Genomic DNA, 20580 nt, shown 5'->3' with positions numbered 1-20580 from the left:
GCGCTTTCATACGCACAGCAGCGCCAGTGGTTCCTCTGGCAGCTCGATCCGCACAGCGCCGCCTACAACATTCCGGCGGCGCTGCGACTCAAGGGCGCGCTGGATATCGAGGCGTTGCAGCGCAGCTTCGACAGCCTGGTGGCGCGCCACGAGACCCTGCGCACCACCTTCCGCCAGGAGGGTGACGGCGCGGTGCAGATCGTCCATCCGCCGATGCCGTTGGCATTGACGGTGGAGCCGTTCGCGGTTGCCGATCCGGCGAATCTGGAAGCGGCCATCCGCGCGCGGGTGGAAGCCGAGGTGCAGCAACCCTTCGACCTGCAACAGGGCCCGCTGCTGCGGGTCAGGCTGCTGGTGCTGGGGCCTGATGAGCATGTGCTGATCCTCACTGTGCACCATATCGTCTCCGATGGCTGGTCCACGCCGATCCTGGTGGACGAGCTGATCCGTCTTTACCAAGGCTTGCGCCAGGGCTCGCCGGTGACCCTGGCCGAGCTGCCGATCCAGTACGCCGACTACGCGTTGTGGCAGCGCGACTGGATGGAAGCGGGCGAGCAGGAGCGCCAGCTCGGCTACTGGCGCCAGCAGCTGGCCGGCGAGCAGCCGTTGCTGGAACTGCCTGTCGACCGTCCGCGGCCGTCGGTGCAGAACTTCCACGGCGCGCGCCTGGCCATCGACATCGATGCCTCCCTGGCCCAGGCGCTCAAGGCCTTGGCGCGCCAGCAGGGGGTGACCCTGTTCATGCTGTTGCTGGCGTCGTTCCAGACGCTGTTGCACCGCTACAGCGGTCAGGCCGATATCCGTGTCGGCGTGCCGGTGGCCAACCGTGCCCGGGCCGAAACGCAGGGGCTGATCGGTTTCTTCGTCAATACCCAGGTGCTCAAGGCCGAGTTCGCGCCGCAGACCACCTTCACCGCGTTGCTGCAGCAGGTCCGCGAGGCCGCGCTGCAGGCCCAGGCGCACCAGGACCTGCCGTTCGAGCAACTGGTCGAGGCGCTGCAGCCTGAGCGCAGCATGAGCCACAACCCGTTGTTCCAGGTGCTGTTCAACCACCAGGCCGAAAGCCCGGGCATGGCCCGTCAGCTGGGCGAGCTGCAGGTCGAGGGCTTGAGCTGGGAAGGGCAGACCACCCAGTTCGACCTGATCCTCAATACCGCCGAGCATGACGGCGGGCTGATCGCGGCACTGACCTACGCCACCTCGCTGTTCGACCCGGCCACGGTCGAGCGCATCGGCCGGCATTGGCGCAACCTGTTGCAGGGCATCTGCCAGGACCACGCGCAGCGTGTGGCGCAGTTGCCGTTGCTCGATGTGGCAGAGCAGGGCGAGTGGAAAGTCGATGTGCAGCGCTATCCAAGCACGGCTTGTGCCCAGGAGTTGATCGAAGCGCAGGCGGCGCGTACGCCTGAGGCGGTCGCCGTGACTTTTGCCGGGCAAGCGCTGAGCTACGACCAGCTCAACCGCCGTGCCAACCGCCTGGCGCACAAACTGCGCGAGCAGGGCGTGGGGCCGGATGTGCTGGTCGGTATTGTGGTGGAGCGCGGCTTCGAGATGATCGTTGGCCTGCTGGCGATCCTCAAGGCGGGTGGCGCCTATGTGCCACTGGATCCGGAGTACCCGCAGGACCGCCTGAGCTACATGATGGAAGACAGCGGCATTCAACTGCTGCTGACTCAGGGGCATCTGCTGGGCGATCTACCCGTGCCGGCGCAGGTTCGCAGCCTGAAGCTGGAAGACGACCTGGCCGGCTACAGCGAGGAAAACCCCGCGCACCTGACTCAGCCGGACAACCTGGCCTATGTGATCTACACCTCGGGTTCGACTGGCAAGCCGAAAGGTACGCTGCTGCCGCACCACAACCTGCTGCGCCTGTTCAAGGCCACCGATGCCTGGTTCGGCTTCGGCCCGCAGGATGTGTGGACGCTGTTCCACTCGTACGCGTTTGACTTCTCGGTCTGGGAGATCTTCGGTGCGCTGCTGCACGGCGGTCGCCTGGTGATCGTGCCGCGTGAAACCACCCGTTCGCCGGAAGACTTCCACCAGCTGCTGGTGGAGCAGGGCGTGACCGTACTGAACCAGACCCCATCGGCGTTCAAACCGCTGATGCGAGTGGCCTGTGACAGTGCATCTGACCTTTCGCTGCGCTACGTGATTTTCGGCGGTGAAGCCCTGGATGTGGCCGCGCTGCAACCGTGGTTCGAGCGCTTCGGCGAAGATTGCGACAACCTCATCAACATGTACGGCATCACCGAGACCACGGTTCACGTGACCTACCGGCCGATCCGCTTTGCCGATACGCAACAGCCGAGCAGCCCGATCGGTGCGGCGATCCCGGACCTGTCGATGTACGTGCTGGATGCCGATTTCAATCCGGTGGCCAAGGGTTGCACGGGTGAACTGCATGTCGGCCACGCCGGTCTGGCACGCGGTTACCACAACCGTGCCTCGCTGACCGCCGAACGCTTCGTGCCGGATCCGTTCTCCAGCGAAGGCGGGCGCCTGTACCGTACTGGCGACCTGGCGCGTTATCGCGGCCAGGAGGTGATCGAATACGTGGGCCGGATCGACCATCAGGTGAAGATCCGTGGCTTCCGTATCGAACTGGGTGAGATCGAGGCACGCCTGCAAGAGCATGCATCGGTGCGCGAAGTGCTGGTGCTGGATATCGACGGGGCAGGGGGCAAGCAACTGGCGGCCTACCTGATCGCTCAAGACCCATCCGCCGATCATGCAGTCCTGCGCGACACGCTGAAACAGCACCTGAAAGCCAACCTGCCGGACTACATGGTCCCGACGCACTTCCTGGTGCTGGAGCAGTGGCCGTTGACCGCCAACGGCAAGCTGGACCGCAAGGCGCTGCCGAAACCGGATGCCAGCCAACTGCAACAAGGCTACGTGGCGCCACGCACGGACCTGGAGCAACAACTGGCGGCGATCTGGAGCGAAGTGCTGAAGGTCGAGCAGGTCGGTCTGCACGATAATTTCTTCGAACTCGGCGGTCACTCGCTGCTGGCCACCCAGGTGACCTCGCGTATCCGCCAGCGCCTGGACCTGGAAGTTCCGCTGCGCAGCCTGTTCGAGTCCGCCGACCTGCTGGCCTTCGCCCAGGCCGCAGGCCAGGGTTCGGCCAGCCAGGCGCCGGCGTTCACTGTCGTGGACCGCAACCAGCCGCTGCCGCTGTCCTACGCCCAGCAACGCCAGTGGTTCCTCTGGCAGCTGGAGCCGGACAGCGCCGCCTACAACATCCCTTCGGCCCTGCGCCTGAAGGGCGAGCTGAACATCGAGGCTCTGCGCAGCAGCTTCGCCGCGCTGATCGCCCGTCATGAAACCCTGCGCACCACCTTCCATCAGGAGGGCGACCAAGCCTGGCAGCGCATCCACCCGGCCAGCGACTTCGACCTGGCTGTCGAAACGGTCAATGCCGAAGCCCTGCAGGCACGTATTGTCGAGGAAACCGCCCAGCCATTCGACCTGGAGCAAGGCCCGCTGCTGCGCGCCCGCCTGCTGCGTCTGGCCGCCGACGACCACGTGCTGGTGCTGACCCTGCACCATATCGTCGCCGATGGCTGGTCGATGCCGGTCATGGTCGATGAAGTGGTGCGCCTGTATGCCGCTCATTGCCAGGGCATCGCCCCGCAACTGCCGGCCCTGGCGTTCCAGTACGCCGACTACGCCGCCTGGCAGCGCCAGTGGATGGAGGCCGGCGAGCAGGCTCGCCAGCTCGACTACTGGCGCCGGCAGCTGGGTGACGAGCAACCGCTGCTGGAGCTGCCGACCGACCGTCCGCGGCCCTTGCAGCAGAGCCACGCCGGCGCCCGCCTGGACATCGGTCTGGAGCGCGAGCTGGTCGAGGCCCTCAAGGCTACCGCGCGGCAGCAGGGCGTGACCCTGTTCATGCTGCTGCTGGCCTCGTTCCAGACACTGTTGCACCGCCTCAGCGGTCAAGCGCAGGTGCGCGTCGGCGTGCCGGTCGCCAACCGCAACCGGGCCGAGACCGAGGGCCTGATCGGCTTCTTCGTCAACACCCAGGTGCTCGACGCCCGCTTTGACCTGCGCACCACTTTCGCCGAGCTGCTGCAACAGGTCAGGCAGACCGCCGTGCAGGCCCAGGCGCACCAGGACCTGCCGTTCGAGCAATTGGTCGAGGCGCTGCAGCCCGAGCGCAGCATGAGCCACAGCCCGCTGTTCCAGGTGCTGTTCAACCACAAGACGGAAAACCCCGGCATGGCCCAGGAGTTGCCCGGGCTGCGGATTGAGGGGCTGGACTGGGAAGAGCGCACCGCCCAGTTCGACCTGGTGCTCAACACGGTCGAGCACGGCGCCGGGCTGAGCGCCATCCTGACCTATGCCACCGCGCTGTTCGACCCGGCCACGGCCGAGCGTCTGGGCGGGTACTGGCGCAATCTGCTGCAGGGCATCTGCCAGGACAGTGGCCAGCGCGTGGCGCAACTGCCGTTGCTCGATGCGGCCGAGTTGGTCGAGCTGCAAGCGGATGTGCAGCGTTATCCTAGTGCCGAGTGCGCTCATGTGTTGATCGAGGCGCAGGTGGCACGTACGCCTGAGGCGATTGCCGTAGCCTTCGCCGGGCAGGCGCTGAGCTACGACCAGCTCAACCGCCGCGCCAACCGCCTGGCGCACAAGCTGCGCGAGCAGGGCGTGGGGCCGGATGTGCTGGTGGGCATCGCCGTAGAGCGCGGCTTCGAGATGATCGTTGGCCTGCTGGCGATCCTCAAGGCCGGGGGCGCCTATGTGCCGCTGGATCCGGAGTATCCGCAGGACCGCCTGAGCTACATGATGGAAGACAGCGGCATCGCCTTGCTGCTGACGCAAGGTCATCTGTTGACCGATCTGCCTGTACCGGCGCAGGTCCGCAGCCTGAAGCTGGAAGATGATCTGGCTGGTTACAGCGAGGAAAACCCCGAGCACCTGACTCAGCCAGATAACCTGGCCTACGTGATCTACACCTCGGGCTCGACCGGCAAGCCGAAAGGCACCTTGTTGCCGCACCACAACCTGCTGCGCCTGTTCAAGGCCACCGATGCCTGGTTCGGCTTCGGTCCGCAGGATGTGTGGACGCTGTTCCATTCGTACGCGTTCGACTTCTCGGTATGGGAGATCTTCGGTGCGCTGCTGCACGGTGGTCGTCTGGTGATCGTGCCGCGTGAAACCACGCGTTCGCCGGAAGACTTCCACCAGCTGCTGGTGGAGCAGGGTGTCACCGTGCTGAACCAGACACCGTCGGCGTTCAAGCCGCTGATGCGGGTGGCCTGTGACAGCGCTGATGATCTGGCACTGCGCTACGTGATCTTCGGCGGCGAAGCCTTGGATGTGGCCGCGCTGCAACCATGGTTCGAGCGCTTCGGCGAAGATTGCGACAACCTGATCAACATGTACGGCATCACCGAGACCACGGTCCACGTGACCTACCGGCCGATTCGCTTCGCCGATACGCAACAGCCGGGCAGCCCGATTGGTGCGGCGATCCCGGACCTGTCGATGTACGTGCTGGATGCCGATTTCAATCCGGTGGCCAAGGGCTGCACTGGCGAGCTGCACGTCGGCCATGCCGGTCTGGCGCGTGGTTATCACAACCGTGCTTCGCTGACTGCCGAACGCTTCGTGCCGGACCCGTTTTCCAGCGAAGGTGGGCGCCTGTACCGCACTGGCGACCTGGCGCGTTATCGCGGTCAGGACGTGATCGAGTACGTGGGCCGGATCGACCATCAGGTGAAGATCCGTGGCTTCCGTATCGAACTGGGTGAGATCGAGGCACGCCTGCAAGAGCATGCGTCGGTGCGCGAAGTGCTGGTGCTGGATATCGACGGGGCAGGGGGCAAGCAACTGGCCGCTTACCTGATCGCACAGGACACTAACGCCGATCACGCAACGCTGCGTGACACGCTGAAACAACACCTGAAAGCCAACCTGCCGGACTACATGGTCCCCACGCACTTCCTGGTGCTGGAACAATGGCCGCTCACCGCTAACGGCAAGCTGGACCGCAAGGCCCTGCCGAAACCGGATGCCAGTCAGCTGCAACAGGGCTACGTGGCCCCACGTACGGAGCTGGAGCAGCAACTGGCCGCGATCTGGAGCGAAGTGCTGAAGGTCGAGCAGGTCGGCCTGCACGACAACTTCTTCGAACTCGGCGGCCACTCGCTGCTGGCCACCCAGGTGACCTCGCGTATCCGCCAGCGCCTGGACCTGGAAGTTCCGCTGCGCAGCCTGTTCGAGTCCGCCGACCTGCTGGCCTTCGCCCAGGCCGCAGGCCAGGGTTCGGCCAGCCAGGCGCCGGCGTTCACTGCGGTGGACCGCAGCCAACCGCTGCCGCTGTCCTACGCCCAGCAACGCCAGTGGTTCCTCTGGCAGCTGGAGCCGGAAAGCGCCGCCTACCATATCCCCGCAGCCCTGCAACTGAAGGGCCGGATCAACCTGGAGGCGCTGCGCCAGGCCTTCGAGGCGCTGGTCACGCGGCATGAGAGCCTGCGTACCACCTTCGAGCAACAGGAGGGCGAGGCACTACAGCGTATCCAGGCGCCCGCGACCTTCACCCTGGTCATGGAGTCGCTGCAGGACACCTCCACCGAGGCGGTCCGCGAGCGCGTGGCCCGCGAGATCCAGCGTCCGTTCGACCTGACCCAGGGGCCGCTGCTGCGGGTACGCCTGCTGCGCCTGGCCGAAGACGAGCATGTGCTGGTGCTGACCCTGCACCATATCGTCGCCGACGGCTGGTCGATGCCGATCATGGTCGACGAGGTGGTGAGCGCCTACCTGGCCTTGAGCCAGGGCCGCCAGCCCGAGCTGCCGGCCCTGGCCGTGCAGTACGCCGACTATGCCGCCTGGCAGCGCCAGTGGATGGCGGCCGGCGAGCAGGCCCGCCAGCTCGATTACTGGCTGGCCCAGCTGGGCGGCGAGCACTATGTGCTGCAACTGCCCACCGATCACCCGCGTCCCACCGTGCAGAGCCACGCCGGACGCAGCCTCGCCATCGAGGTGCCGGCGCCGCTGGTCCAGGCCCTGAAGGCCCAGGCGCGCCAGCAAGGGGTGACGCTGTTCATGCTGCTGCTGGCCTCGTTCCAGAGCCTGCTGCACCGCCAGACCGGGCAGGCCGACATCCGCGTCGGCGTACCGATCGCCAACCGCACCCGCGCCGAGACCGAGGGGCTGATCGGCTTCTTCGTCAACACCCAGGTGCTCAAGGCGCAGTTCGAGCTGCACACGACCTTCAGCGAGCTGCTGCAGCAGGTCAAGCACACCGCGTTGCAGGCCCAGGCCCATCAGGACCTGCCGTTCGAGCAACTGGTCGAGGCTTTGCAGCCCGAACGCAGCCTGAGCCACAACCCGCTGTTCCAGGTGATGTTCAACCACCAGGCCCAGCGCTCGGATCAGGCCCGCGAGTTGCCGGGCTTGAGCATCGAAGGCCTGAGCTGGGGCAATCCAACGGCACACCTGGACCTGGCCCTGGACACCTTCGAAAGCGAGGATGGCCTGGGTGCGACCCTGACCTACGTCTGCGACCTGTTCGAGCACGCCACCATCGAGCGCATGGCCGCGCACTGGCTCAACCTGTTGCAGGCGGTCAGCACCCAGCCGGCCCAGCGCATTGTCGAGCTGCCGCTGCTGGACGCGGCGCAGCGCCAGACCATCCTTGGGCAGTGGAGCCGACACGAGGCGGTCTACCCCGACCAGCGCACCGTGCAGCAGCTGATCGCCGACCAGGCCGCGCGCACGCCGCAGGCCACGGCGCTGATCTGCGAAGGGCAGCAGCTCACCTACCAGGCCCTGGACCTGCGCGCCAACCAGCTGGCCCACCGCCTGCGCCAGGAAGGCATCGGCCCGGACGTGCGCGTGGGCATCGCCCTGCCGCGCAGCCTGGACATGGTGGTCGGCCTGCTGGCGGTGCTCAAGGCCGGCGGCGCCTATGTGCCGCTGGACCCCGACTACCCGCACGAGCGCCTGGCGTACATGATGGAGGACAGCGGCATCGTCCTGCTGCTCGGCCACAGCGCACAGCTGCAAGGCCTGGCGGTGGCGCCGCAGGTACGCTGCCTGTGCCTGGACAGCGAACCCCTCGACGCCTGGCCGAACCATGCGCTGCCTGAACTGGGCAACCCCGACAACCTGGCGTACATCATGTACACCTCCGGTTCCACTGGCCGCCCCAAGGGCGTGGGCATCAGCGCCGCGGCCCTGAGTCGGCACGCCCATGTCGCCAAGGGCTTCTGCGGGCTGTCGGCGGCCGACCGGGTGCTGCAGTTCTCCACCTTCAACTTCGACGCCTTCGTCGAGCAGCTGTACCCGGCGCTGATCTGCGGCGCCAGCGTGGTGGTGCGCGGCCCGACGCTGTGGGACAGCGAGACCTTCTACCGCGAAGTGGTGACCCAAGGCATCACCTTCGCCGACCTGCCGACCGCCTACTGGCACCTGCTGGCCAAGGACTTCGCGGCCAAGGGGCCGCGTGACTACGGTGTGCTGCGCCAGATTCACATGGGCGGCGAAGCCATGGCCGCCGACGCCGTGCTGGCCTGGCAACAGGCCGGGCTCGGCCATGTGCGCCTGCTCAACACCTATGGGCCGACCGAGGCCACCGTCAGTGTCATGAGCCATGACTGCAGCGCCTATGTCACTGGCGAGCAGCCCCTGCCGGTGCAGATCCCGATCGGCAAGGCCCTGGCCGGCCGCTCGATCCACCTGGTGGATGCCGACGGCGACCTGGCCCTGCCGGGGGCCATCGGCGAACTGCTGGTGGGTGGCGAGCTGCTCGCTCGCGGTTATCACAACCGCCCGGGGCTGACTGCCGAACGTTTCATCCCCGATCCGTTCGCCACCACGCCGGGTGCCCGCCTGTATCGCACCGGCGACCTGGCGCGTTACCGCGAGCAGGGTGTGGTCGAGTACGCCGGGCGTATCGACCACCAGGTGAAGATCCGGGGCTTTCGCATCGAACTGGGCGAGATCGAGGCGCGCCTGCGCGAGCACCCGGCGGTGCGCGAAGTGCTGGTGGTCGATATCGACGGCCCGGGCGGCAAGCAGCTGGCCGCCTACCTGGTGCCCGACGCGATGCCCGAGGAGGACGCTGGCCTGCGCGCCGAACTGAAGGCGCACCTGGGCGCCAGCCTGCCGGACTACATGGTGCCGATGTACCTGGTGCTGCTCGAGCGCATGCCGCTGCTGCCCAACGGCAAGCTCGACCGCAAGGCGCTGCCGGCCCCCGATACCCGCCAGGCGCAGTCGGCCTACGTGGCCCCGGTCAGCGAGCTGGAACAGCAGCTGGCGGCGCTCTGGGCCGAGGTGCTGGAGGTCGAGCGGGTGGGCCTGATGGATGACTTCTTCGAGCTGGGCGGGCATTCGCTGCTGGCGGCCCAGCTGATTTCCAAGATCAACTCGGGCCTGGGGATCGACATCCCGCTGCGCCTGCTATTCGAGAAACCGCAATTGAATGATTTTGCCCAGGCCTGTGCCTCCACCGGCCTGTCGTTGAGTGACGACGGCTTGTCCGATATCGAAAGAATGATGAATGAAATGGCGGGCGTCTGAGATGGACAAGAGCACAGCAGAACGTATCGCCAAGCGCTTTGTCGGCCTTGCCCTGGAGCAGCGTCGGCAGATCCTCGACAAGATGCGCGAGACCGGGCAGAGCTTCCGCCTGCTGCCGATCGCCGTCACTCGCCACGACAGCCCGCGCATCCCGCTGTCCTATGCCCAGCAGCGCATGCTGTTCCTCTGGCAGCTGGAGCCGCAGAGCAGTTTCTACAACGTGCCGATGGCGGTGCGCCTGAGTGGCTCGCTGAACCAGCAGGCCCTGGCCGAGGCCCTGGACGCGCTGGTGCGGCGCCACGAAAGCCTGCGCACGCGTTTCGTCTCAGAAGAGGGTGAGTTCCACCAGCAGGTCCTTGAGCAGTCGGGCGTTAGCCTGGAAGTGCGCGAGGTGCAGGCCGGTCCGGGCGAAGATCTCGAACAGTGCCTGCGCGGCGCGGTTCGCGAGGCGCTGGATGCGCCCTTCGACCTGCTCGAAGGGCCGCCGCTGCGGGTCCGCTTGCTGCGCCTGGCGCCCAGCGAACATGTGCTGACGGTGTGCATGCACCATATCGTCTCCGACGGCTGGTCGGGCGAGCTGATGGTGCAGGAGTTCGTGCACCTGTACGAAGCGCTGTCCCAGGGCCGTGCCGCCGACCTGCCGCCGCTCGAGGTGCAGTACGCCGACTATGCGATCTGGCAGCGCGCCTGGCTCGAGGCCGGCGAGGGCGAGCGCCAGTTGCAGTACTGGAAACAGCAACTGGGCGACGAGCACCCGGTGCTGGAGCTGCCTTTGGATCATGAGCGCCCGGCGCACCCCAGCTACCGCGGCGCGACCCTGCGCAGCGATGTGCCGGCGGCGTTGTCGGCCAAGCTCAAGGCCCAGGCGCGCAGCCAGGGGCAGACCGTGTTCATGCTGACCCTCGCGGCCCTGGCCGTGACCCTGGCGCGCTACAGCGGCCAGGCCGACATCCGCATCGGTGCGCCCAACGCCGGGCGTAACCGCAAGGAAGTCGAAGGCCTGATCGGCTTCTTCATCAATACCCAGGTGCTGCGGGTACAGGTGGACGAGCGCCAGAGCGGCGCGGCCCTGCTGGAGCAGGTGAAACAGGTGGTCAGCGGCGCGCAGTCGCACCAGGAACTGCCGTTCGAGCACCTGGTGGACGCCCTGGCGCCGGAGCGCACGCTGGGCCACAACCCATTGTTCCAAGTGAAGATCAACCAGAACCTGGCCGACAGCGAAGCCGCCGCCCAGGCCCGGCAAACCCTGGGCGGCCTGAGCGTCAGCGGTTTTTCGGTCGAAGGCCGCGATGCCCGCTTCGACCTGGCCTTCGACTTCTCCGAAACCCCCGACGGCCTGCAAGGCTACTTCACCTACAGCACCGACCTGTTCGAAGCCGCGACCATCGAACGCATCGCTGCTTCATTCCAGGCGGTGCTGCGCACCCTCGTGGAGTATCCTGAGGCGGCGCTGTTCGAGCATCCCGATGCCCAGGCCGCGCAGGTCGAGGCCAACCATCGGGACTGGTCGCGGCCGGACTTCCTCGCCCTGTGGCGCCAAGGCCTGCTGGCCGGTGCCGGGCAGCCAGCGCTGCGCGCGGGTGATCGCATGGTCAGCTACGCGGAGCTGGAGCAGCAGGCCAACCGCTTCGCCAATTACCTCAAGGCGCAGGGTATCGCCCCAGGCATGACCGTGGCGCTGTGCCAGGAGCGCTCCATCGAGTGGGTGACCAGCCTGCTGGCGGTGCTCAAGCTGGGCGCGGTATACCTGCCGCTGGACAGCCGCCAGCCCGCCGAACGCCTGCAGCAACTGCTGCAGGCCAGTGGCGCGCGGCTGCTGGTGCATGCCTTGGGCGATGCCCAGGCGGCGGGGCTGGGCGCATGCCCGACGCTGGCCTTTGACGCGGCGCAGCACGCTGGCTGCAGCGACCAGCCGCCGGCGGTACGCATTGAACCGCAGCAAGCGGCTTACATCATCTACACCTCGGGTTCCACCGGGCAGCCCAAGGGCGTGGTGATCAGCCACGGTGCACTGGCCAACTACCTGCAGGGCGTGCTGCAACGCCTCGACCTGCAACCCGGCGCCAGCCTGGCGATGGTCTCCACCGTGGCCGCGGACCTGGGCCACACCGTGCTGTTCGGCGCGCTGGCCTCGGGCCGGTTGCTGCACCTGCTGGGCCACGACCAGGGCTTCGACCCGGACGGCTTTGCCAGCTACATGGCCGAGCACCGGGTCGATGTGCTGAAGATCGTGCCCAGCCACCTGCAGGGTCTGCTGCAGGCCGCGCAGCCTGAGCGGGTGTTGCCCGAACAGCTGCTGATCCTCGGCGGCGAGGCCAGCTCATGGGCACTGATCGAACAGGTCCGGCGCCTGAAGCCCGGCTGCCGGATCATCAACCACTACGGCCCGACCGAGACCACCGTGGGCATCCTCACCCACGAAGTCGGCGAGCGCCTGCCCGGCTGGCGCAGCGTGCCGGTGGGGCGGCCGCTGGACAACGGCCAGGCGCGGGTGCTGGATGCCTACCTCAACCCGCTGCCCGAGCGGGTGGCCGGCGAGCTGTACCTGGGTGGCCAGGGCCTGGCCCAGGGCTACGTCGGCCAGCCGGGACTGACCGCCGAGCGGTTCGTCCCCGATCCCTTTGGCCAGGACGGCGAGCGGCTGTACCGTGCCGGTGACCGCGCGCGCCTGGATCAGGGCGTGCTGGAATACCTGGGCCGTGGCGACGACCAGGTGAAGATCCGCGGCTACAGGGTCGAGCCGGGCGAGGTCGGCCAGGTGCTGCAAGGCCTGCCCGGGGTCGGCGAGGCCGTGGTGCTGGCGCTGCCTCTGGACAGCGATCCGTCGCGCCTGCAACTGGTGGCCTGGGCCGTGCCGGCGGCGGGCGTCGAACTGCAGGCCGAGACATTGCGCCAGGCCTTGCAGGCGCGCCTGCCGGAGTACCTGGTGCCGGCGCAGGTGCTGTTGCTCGAGCGCCTGCCGCTGACCGCCAACGGCAAGCTGGACAAAAAGGCGCTGCCCAAACCAGGCGTGGCCAAGCAGCGCTACATCGCGCCGGTGGGCGAAATCGAGGAGAAACTTGCCGCGATCTGGTGCGAAGTGCTCAAGCGCGAGCAAGTGGGCAGCACCGACAACTTCTTCGAGCTGGGCGGCGATTCGATCCTCAGCTTGCAGATCATCGCCCGGGCCAAGCGCCAGGGCATCAAGCTCAGCCCCAAGCAACTGTTCGAGAAACAGACCATCGGCCAACTGGCGGCGGTGGCCAAGCTGATCGAGAAGAAACCGGCGGCCGAGGTGGTCGAGCAGGTCAGCGGCAGTCTGCCGTTGCTGCCGATCCAGGCGCGTTTCTTCGACAGCGCGATTCCCCAGCGTCACCACTGGAACCAGGCGGTGCTGCTGAGCCCGCGCCAGCCCTTGACGGTGGCGTTGCTGCAGCCTGCGCTCAAGTTGCTGGTGGCGCAGCACGACGCCCTGCGCCTGCGGTTCAGTGAGGAGCAGGGGCAGTGGCAGGGGCAGTTCGCGTCGGTCGATGCGCAGCAGTTGCTGTGGGTGCATCAGTTGGACGATGCGGCGCGCCTGCCGGAACTGGCTGACGAAGCCCAGCGAAGCCTGGACCTGAAGCATGGCCCGCTGCTGCGGGTGGTGCTTATCGACCTGCCCGAAGGCCAGCAGCGCCTGCTGGTGGTGATCCACCACCTGGTGGTCGACGGTGTGTCCTGGCGCGTTCTGCTTGAAGACCTGCAGGCGGTCTGCCAGGCCCTGGCGGCCGGCAAGACCCCAGTGCTGCCGGCCAAGAGCAGCTCGCTCAAGGCCTGGGCCGAGCACCTGCGCGAGCATGCCCGCAGCCCTGCGCTGGTGGCCGAGCTGGCCTACTGGCAGGCGCAGTTGCAGGGCGTCAGCGACGCCCTGCCTGGGGCCAACCCGCAGGGCGGCCAGCAACGCAAGCATGAGATCTCGGTGCGCACCCTGCTGAACGCCGAGCTGACCCGGCAACTGCTGCAGGAGGCGCCAGCCGCCTACCGCACCCAGGTCAACGACCTGCTGCTGACGGCGCTGGCGCGGGTCATCCGCCGCTGGACCGGCGAGGCGCACGCGCTGATCCGCCTGGAAGGCCATGGCCGTGAAGACCTGTTCGACGACCTCGACATCACCCGCACGGTGGGTTGGTTCAGCAGCCTGTATCCATTGAAACTGATCCCGGCGAGCGACCTGGGTGCGTCGATCATGGCGGTCAAGGAACAGCTGCGCGCCGTGCCGGCCAAGGGCATCGGCTACGGCGTGCTGCGCTACCTGGGTGACGAGCAGGCCCGCCAGGCCCTCGGCGCCCTGGCCCAGGGCAGTATCGTGTTCAACTACCTGGGGCAGTTCGACGGCAGCTTCGACAGCGAGCAAGGCCTGTTCGTCCCGGCGCCGGAAGGCGCGGGGCAGGGGCAGAGCCCGGAGGCGCCGCTGGGCAGCCTGCTGAGCATCGATGGCCAGGTCTATGCCGGTGAACTGGCCCTGGACTGGAGCTTCAGCAGCGCGGTGTTCGAGCGTGGGCAGATCCAGCGCCTGGCCGACGAATACGCCGAGGAACTGCGCCTGCTCATCGCCCACTGCATCACCCCGGGCGTGGCGGGCGTGACGCCGTCGGACTTCCCGCTGGCCCGCCTTGACCAGCGCCAGCTGGCGACGTTGCCGGTGGCGGCGGGCAATATCGAGGACATCTACCCGCTGTCGCCGATGCAGCAGGGCATGCTGTTCCACAGCCTCTACGAGCAGGCGGCGGGCAACTACATCAACCAGCTGCGGGTCGAGGTGCAGGGCCTGGATGTGCCGCGCTTCGTCGCGGCCTGGCAGGCCACCCTGGACAGCCACGAGGTGCTGCGCAGCAGCTTTGTCAGCGGCTACGACCAGTCGCTGCAAGTGGTCCTGCGCGAGGCGCGCCTGCCGCTGGTGGAGCTGGACTGGCGTGACCAGGCCGACTTGCCGACGGCGTTGCAAGCCTGGGCCGAGGCCGACCTGCGCGCCGGCTTCGACCTGGCCTGTGGCCCGCTGCTGCGCCTGGCGGTGATCCGTACCGGCGAGCAGGAGTACCAGCTGATGCTGACCAACCACCATATCCTGCTGGATGGCTGGAGCAGCTCGCGGCTGTTCGGCGAGGTGCTGCAGCGTTACGCCGGTGTCGTGCCGGCGGCCAAGACCAGCCGTTACCGCGACTATATCCAGTGGCTGCAACGTCAGGACCAGGCTGCCAGCGAGCGCTTCTGGCGCGAGCGCACCGCCGGCTTGAACGAACCCACCCGGCTCGCCCAGGCGTTCCGCTCCGAGGCTCATGGGCAGGGACAAGGTGAATACCCGGTGCTGCTCGACCCGCAACGCACCCAGCGCCTGGGCGAGTTTGCCCGGGAACAGCGGGTCACCCTCAACACCCTGGTCCAGGCGGCCTGGCTGCTGCTGCTGCAGCGCTATACCGGGCAGTCCAGCGTGACCTTCGGCGCCACCGTGGCCGGTCGTCCGGCCGAGTTGCCGGGTGTCGAGGAGCAGTTGGGGCTGTTCATCAACACCCTGCCGGTGATCGCCAGCCCGCGTCCGGAACAGACCGTGGGCGACTGGGTGCAGCAGGTCCAGGCGCTGAACCTGGCCTTGCGCGAGCATGAGCACACGCCGCTGTACGAGATCCAGCGCTGGGCCGGCTGGAGCGGCGAGGCGCTGTTCGACAACATTCTGGTGTTCGAGAACTATCCGGTGTCCGAGGCGCTTCAAGCCGGTGCGCCCCAGGAACTGGCGTTTGGCGAGGTGGTCAGCCAGGAGCAGACCAACTATCCGCTGACCCTGGTGGCACAGGTGGGTGACAAGCTGCTGGCCAGCTTCAAGTTTGATCGCGCCAGTTATGCCGAATCGGCCGTTGAACAGTTGGCAGCGCACTTCGTCGAGCTGCTGGAAGGATTGGCGGATTCGCCGCAACAGGCGCTGGGTGACTTGGCCTTGAGCGTGGCGGCGGAGCAGGACATTGCCAGCTTCCCTAGCGAAGCTTGCGCCCATGAGCTGATCGAGGCGCAGGCGGCGCGTACGCCTGAGGCGATCGCCGTGACCTTCGCCGGGCAGTCGCTGAGCTACGACCAGCTCAATCGTCGCGCCAACCGTCTGGCCCACAAGATGCGCGAGCAGGGCGTGGGGCCGGATGTGTTGGTGGGCATCGCGGTGGAGCGCGGGTTCGAGATGATCGTCGGGCTGCTGGCGATCCTCAAGGCGGGTGGCGCCTATGTGCCGCTGGATCCGGAGTACCCGCAGGACCGCCTGAGCTACATGATGGAAGACAGCGGCATTCAACTGCTGCTGGCGCAAGGGCATCTGCTGGCCGATCTGCCCGTACCGGCGCAGGTTCGCAGCCTGAAGCTGGAAGACGACCTGGCTGGCTACAGCGAGGAAAACCCGGAGCACCTGACCCAGCCGGACAACCTGGCCTATGTGATCTACACCTCGGGTTCCACCGGCAAGCCGAAAGGTACGCTGCTGCCGCACCACAACCTGCTGCGCCTGTTCAAGGCCACCGATGCCTGGTTCGGCTTTGGTCCGCAGGATGTGTGGACGCTGTTCCACTCGTACGCCTTTGACTTCTCGGTGTGGGAGATCTTCGGTGCGCTGCTGCACGGCGGTCGCCTGGTGATCGTGCCGCGTGAGGTGACCCGTTCGCCGGAAGACTTCCACCAGTTGCTGGTGGAGCAGGGCGTCACTGTGCTCAACCAGACCCCATCGGCGTTCAAGCCGCTGATGCGGGTGGCCTGTGACAGTGCGTCCGACCTTTCGCTGCGCTACGTGATCTTCGGCGGCGAAGCCCTGGATGTGGCCGCGCTGCAACCGTGGTTCGAGCGTTTCGGTGAAGACTGCGACAACCTGATCAACATGTACGGCATCACCGAGACCACGGTCCACGTGACCTACCGGCCTATCCGCTTTGCCGATACGCAACAGCCGGGCAGCCCGATCGGTGCGGCGATCCCGGACCTGTCGATGTATGTACTGGATGCCGATTTCAATCCGGTGGCCAAGGGCTGCACGGGCGAACTGCACGTCGGCCATGCCGGCTTGGCACGCGGTTACCACAACCGTGCCTCGCTGACTGCCGAACGTTTCGTGCCGGATCCATTCTCCAGCGAAGGTGGACGCCTGTACCGCACCGGCGACCTGGCCCGTTATCGCGGCCAGGAGGTGATCGAGTACGTGGGCCGGATCGACCATCAGGTGAAGATCCGCGGCTTCCGTATCGAACTGGGCGAAATCGAAGCACGTCTGCAAGAGCACTCTGCCGTGCGCGAAGTGCTGGTGCTGGATATCGACGGGGCAGGGGGCAAGCAACTGGCGGCCTTCCTGATCGCACAGGACGCCAACGCCGATCACGCCACTCTGCGCGACAGCTTGAAGCAGCACCTGAAAGCCAACCTGCCGGACTACATGGTCCCCACCCACTTCCTGGTGCTGGAGCAGTGGCCGCTGACCGCCAACGGCAAGCTGGACCGCAAGGCCCTGCCCAAGCCCGACGCCAGCCAGCTGCAACAAGGTTACGTGGCGCCACGCACGGAGCTGGAACAACAGCTGGCGGCGATCTGGAGCGAAGTACTGAAGGTCGAGCAGGTTGGCTTGCACGACAACTTCTTCGAGCTGGGCGGTCACTCGCTACTGGTGATCACTTTGGTAAACCGGGTGCGCGAGGCCTTTGCCACCAACATCAGCCTGCATGAGTTCATGCTGATGGCGAGCTTCGAGGAACTGGCGAATTTCATCGGTGGTGGCAAGGATCGCCTGAAATCGTCGGTGATCAACCTCAACGGTTGCCAACTGCAGCGTCCGGCGCTGTTCTGCCTACCGCCGGGCGGTGGCGGTGCCTATGCCTACTACCCGCTGGCCAGCCGTCTGGCCGACGAGCGTCCGGTGTATGGCCTGGTCAACAAGTGCTACGCCGAGCCGGGCTGGGTGGACGAGTCCTGGGCGGCGATGGTCGGCTATTACGTCGAGCAGATTCGTCGTACCCAGGCCAGCGGCCCTTACCATCTGCTGGGCTGGTCGCTGGGTGGCGCCCTGGCGCTGGAGGTGGCTCACGCCCTGGAGCAGGCAGGCCAGGAAGTGGGCTTCGTCGGCCTGGTCGATACCCTGCTGCCGAAGGACGTGTCCGGCCTTGAGGCCGAGCCTGTCGAGGTGGTGCAGGTGGCGCGGGCGGACGAGAGCCTGTTGCGTGGTCTGCTGGCCTTCGCTCCGGGGGTTGGTGAAGCCCGTATCGTCGGCTTCATCGACGAGGCCGGGCGTCTGCCGGCCGGGGTCGACAGGACCGAGTGGGTCATCGAGCAGGTGGCCGCTGCCGGCGGTGTCAGCGCAGAGCGGCTGCGGGCCATTCACGAGGATGTGCATCTGCAGCGGGAGATCGTCGATGGCTTCGCTGTCCTCGATCGCAACGTCGAACTGAGCCAGGCGTTTCGCCTGCGGCCGCTGGCGGTCCGGGTGGATTGCTGGTGGGCCAGCGAGAGTCGTAGCCTGGAGCGGGTGCGGATGGGGGAGGCGGGGTTGCTGGCGCAGGCTTCGGTCAATGGGTTGGCCAGTTCTACGGTGATCGCTGATGGGCATGAGGGGGTTATCAATGCCTTGGCGTTTGTCGATGGGCTGGTGGGGAGGTTGGCTGATAAGGCTTGATGGGTGATTGGGGGCGGGTGGGGCGTTAGGTTCTACCCGTTTTTTATTGCGTGCCTGATGATTTTCATGGTGTCTTAGTTGTCAGTGCTTTGAGAACTATTGTTGTTGGGTGGTTTTGAAAGTTGTATGTGCATTCATTTAGGATGTCGACGCTTATTCACCTTTCCGCCCTTACGGCGGGTTACTTTGGTCTTGGCCAAAGTAACCAAAGCCGCCTCGCTCCATTCATCCGGCCCTACGCTTCGCTCCGGGTCCCCTCACTCCGGCCTTGCTCCCGGGAGGACCGCGCTGCAGGGCCCATCCTGGGCCCCAGCGCTTGACGGGCATCCATGCCCGTCACCTCCCTCCGCAAGACCTGCGTTCGGCCTCCTGAAGTCGCGAAGTTACGGGCGGCGCCTGGATTGGCGCAGCTGTCGCTAGTTTAAATATAATTAATCTTTCGTTCGCATCGCGGGGCAAGCCCGCTCCTACACGACAGTCGCCGTTATATATAACCCTGTAGGAGCGGGCTTGCCCCGCGAAAGGGCCGGAAGAATCAATGCATAACTAACTGTTAAACAACTAACTTCGCATCTCTTGCTCTTGCTCTTGCTCTTGCTCTTGCTCTTGCTTCTAAGCGCGCAATAGTCCAGGCGCCGCCAATTGCGACTTCAGGAGGCCGAGCGGAGTTCTTGCGGAGGGAGGTGACGGCCATGGATGGCCGTCAAGCGCTGCGCCCCAGGATGGGGCGTTCAGCGCGGTCCTCCCGGGAGCAAGAACGGAGCGAGGGAACCCCGGAGCGAAGCGCAGGGGCCGTATGAACGGAGCGGAACGGTTTTGCCTACTTTTCCCTAGAGAAAAGTAGGTCGCCGTTGAACTGACCCCCGAAAGTTGGACGCCTGACTCCAACCGGAGGGTGTTCCATGACGAAATACAATCTAGCGCTCAAGCAAGCACTCATCGAAGAGTGCCTTTCTGCACGGAGTGTTCATGAGGTAGCACTGAAGCATAGCCTGAGTCCATCGTTGCTACGCCGTTGGATAAAGGGCTATGAGCAACACGGCGCAGCAGGTCTGACTACCAAGTACAGCCACTACGACGCCCAGTTCAAGTTGAAGGTTTTGCAGTGCATCGAGCAAGGCGGACTGTCAGCCCAGCAAGCCTGCATACAGTTTGATATCCGAGGTCCGAGTAGCATCAGGCAGTGGAAAAGGCTGTACGATGAAGGCGGAGTAGAAGCACTTCACCCGCATCGTGCCCGAGAATCCCGAATGCCCCGCAAAGCATCAAAACAACCCAGCATAAGCCCGGCTCCCCCTGCAGATACCGAGCTGACACCTGAGCAGATGCTCGAAGAGCTGGAGTATCTGCGTGCGGAGAATGCCTATCTAAAAAAGCTCGATGCCTTGATCCAAGCGGACCCCAGCACTGCGCAATCAAGAAAGCGCAGACCGTCCAAGGATTGAGGCATGAGCATCGGCTAGCTCTGCTTTTACGCGCGGCAGGGCTGGCACGCAGCACCTTCTATTACCAAAGCAAAGCGTTGGTGACCGACAAGCATGCGGTTCTCAAAGAGCGCATCAATAGCCTCTATCACAAGCACAAGGGGCGGTACGGCTATCGCCGCATCACCGCAGTGCTTGAGCGGCACGGCGAAGTGATCAATCACAAGAAGGTGCAGCGGTTGATGCAGTTGATGAATCTGAAATCCCTGGTAAAAGTGAAGAAATATCGCTCCTACCGAGGTTCCGAAGGGCTTGTTGCATCTGATCTGCTCAAGCGTGAATTCAAGGCGGAAGCCCCTAATCAGAAATGGGTAACCGATGTGACTGAGTTCAAGGTGAAAGGGCAGAAGCTGTATCTTTCACCTGTGATGGACCTGTACAACGGCGAAATTCTTGCCTATCAGATCAATCCGCGCCCTGAGTTCAAGATGGTATCGACGATGTTGGAGCAAGCTTTCGAGCGGCTGAGCCCAGATGACAAACCGATATTGCACTCCGATCAAGGTTGGCAATATCGACAGCCTGCTTATCGACATATGCTGGGCGGAAAGGAAATCCAGCAGAGCATGTCGCGTAAGGGCAACTGCCTGGACAATGCCGCGATGGAAAGCTTTTTCGGTACACTCAAGAGCGAGTTTTTCTATCTGGAATCGTTTGACAGTGTTGAGCAACTGGCATCAGGGCTAGAGGACTACATCGCCTACTACAATCAAGAACGTATAAGTCTAAGACTGAATGGCTTGAGCCCGGTACAATTTCGGACTCAAGCGCTGAACCCATAGCGTACCCCGTCCAACTTTCGGGGGTCAGTTCACGTAAAGGCGAAAAGGTGACTAAATGTCGATATATTCTACGAATGCGCATACAAAAACCAAAACAATCATCAAAGCCCCAGCCCCAGCCCCAGCCCCAGCC

At 65.4% G+C, this 20580-nt stretch carries 2 protein-coding genes and 1 pseudogene; all 3 read left to right on the top strand.

Features of this window, described 5'->3' with window-relative positions; genetic code table 11:
- Nucleotides 1-3: 3 nt before the first annotated feature.
- A pseudogene (locus tag VUG52_RS16095) lies at nucleotides 4-9537 on the top strand (amino acid adenylation domain-containing protein); the annotation flags it as partial.
- A 1-nt stretch (nucleotide 9538) separates the two neighbouring features.
- Nucleotides 9539-18181 carry an amino acid adenylation domain-containing protein gene (locus VUG52_RS16090; protein ID WP_331831755.1) on the top strand — a complete coding sequence of 2881 codons (8643 nt, stop codon included), beginning with the start codon at nucleotides 9539-9541 and terminating at the stop codon, nucleotides 18179-18181.
- Nucleotides 18182-19083: 902 nt separating this feature from the next.
- Nucleotides 19084-20447 (top strand): IS3 family transposase gene (locus tag VUG52_RS16085; protein ID WP_220689812.1). Its coding sequence is split into 2 segments (ribosomal slippage): nucleotides 19084-19549 and nucleotides 19549-20447, totalling 1365 coding nucleotides; the frame shifts between segments, so codons are not numbered across the junction.
- The last annotated feature ends 133 nt before the right edge of the window (nucleotides 20448-20580 follow it).

Origin of the sequence: Pseudomonas sp. LH21, from assembly GCF_036549575.1 — a bacterium.
GTDB classification, from domain to species: Bacteria; Pseudomonadota; Gammaproteobacteria; order Pseudomonadales; family Pseudomonadaceae; genus Aquipseudomonas; species Aquipseudomonas peradeniyensis.
The sequence above is the reverse complement of the archived record's forward strand: the minus strand, read 5'-3'. Positions and strand labels throughout refer to the sequence as shown.